The sequence below is a fragment of the Pseudonocardia pini genome, from assembly GCF_013870575.1.
Classification (GTDB): Bacteria; Actinomycetota; Actinomycetes; order Mycobacteriales; family Pseudonocardiaceae; genus Pseudonocardia; species Pseudonocardia pini.
In genome coordinates this window covers 1-1630 of the sequence record NZ_JACBXB010001005.1, presented here as the reverse complement: position 1 = coordinate 1630, position 1630 = coordinate 1, and the positions used below count along the sequence as shown (strand labels likewise).

At 72.9% G+C, this 1630-nt stretch carries 2 protein-coding genes; both read left to right on the top strand.

Going from position 1 to position 1630, the window contains the following annotated elements; genetic code table 11:
* The coding region (locus H5J29_RS31885; protein WP_181784633.1) for an NlpC/P60 family protein at positions 1 to 634 on the top strand (634 nt) is incomplete at its 5' end.
* 26 nt (positions 635 to 660) lie between these two features.
* On the top strand, positions 661 to 1630 hold a 970-nt coding region (locus tag H5J29_RS31880), incomplete at its 3' end, for an AAA family ATPase (protein ID WP_181784632.1).

Sequence of the window (1630 nt, the reverse complement as noted above, 5' to 3'; positions counted from 1 at the left end):
GTCCGTCGTCGCGACCGAGCAGCAGCAGGTCCAGGCCCAGCTCGACGCCGCGGAGGACGCGGACTCGGGGCTGCGCGCCCAGCGGCAGCGCTTCCGCGACTGGCAGCGCGCCCAGGAGGAGGCCGAGGCCGCGCGGCAGCGGGCGGCCCAGCAGGAGGCGTCGGCGCGGTTCGGCGTCGCACCGCCGCCGTCCGTCCGCCGGGCGGGCTCCGGGGCCGTGCAGACCGTGATCGACCGCGCCATGGCGCAGCTCGGCGTGCGGTACTCGTGGGGCGGCGGGAACTCCCGCGGGCCGACGGTCGGGGTCCGCGACGGGGGTGTGGCGGACTCCTTCGGCGACTTCCGCAAGGTCGGGTTCGACTGCTCCGGGCTGATGCTCTACGCCTTCGCGGGAGCCGGGGTGAACCTGCCGCGGTGGAGCGGCAACCAGGCCACCTTCGGGGACCAGGTCCCGCGCTCCCAGATGCAGCCCGGCGACATGCTCTCCTGGGCGCGCAACGGCCGGACCTACCACATCGCCCTGTACATCGGGAACGGGAGGATGATCGAGGCGCCCTACTCCGGGGCGTCGGTCAAGGTCTCGCCGGTCCGGTACACGGGCGGGTTGTCGCCCACGGTCTCGCGCGTGCTTTAAGGGGCCTTCACCCCGCATGGTGTCTGATGGTCACCGTGCAGCCGACTCCCGACTCGAAGCCGAGCACCCCCAAGTCCGACGCCGAGCTGCTCGAGCGCGCGGTCTTCGAGATCAAGCGGGTGATCGTCGGGCAGGACACCCTCGTCGAGCGGATGCTCGTCGGGCTGCTCGCCAAGGGGCACCTGCTGCTCGAGGGCGTCCCGGGCGTGGCCAAGACGCTCGCGGTGGAGACCGTCGCGAAGGTGGTCGGCGGCTCGTTCTCGCGCCTGCAGTTCACCCCCGACCTGGTCCCCGCGGACATCCTCGGCACCCGGATCTACCGGCAGGGCCGCGAGGAGTTCGACGTCGAGCTGGGCCCCGTCGTGGCGAACTTCGTGCTGGCGGACGAGATCAACCGCGCGCCCGCCAAGGTGCAGTCCGCGATGCTCGAGGTCATGGCCGAGCGGCACCTGTCGATCGGCGGCCGGACGTTCCCGATGCCGGACCCCTTCCTCGTGCTGGCCACCCAGAACCCGATCGAGAACGAGGGCGTCTACCCGCTGCCCGAGGCGCAGCGGGACCGGTTCCTGTTCAAGATCGTCGTGGCCTACCCGGGGGTGGAGGAGGAGCGCGAGATCGTCTACCGGATGGGCAGCAGGCCCCCGGTCGCCGAGCGCGTGATGGAACCGGGCGAGCTGGTCCGGCTGCAGGACGTGGCCTCCGAGGTCTTCGTGCACCACGCGCTGGTGGACTACGTCGTGCGCCTCGTGGTGGCCACCCGCAGCCCCGCCGAGCACGGGCTGGGGGACATCGCGGGCTGGGTGTCCTACGGCGCCTCCCCGCGCGCCACCCTCGGGATCGTGGCGGCGGCGCGGGCGATCGCGCTGGTCCGCGGCCGGGACTACGTGCTGCCCCAGGACGTGCTGGACGTGGCGCCGGACGTGCTGCGGCACCGGCTCGTGCTGTCCTACGACGCCGTCGCCGACCAGGTCCCCGTCGACCACATCCTGCAGCGCG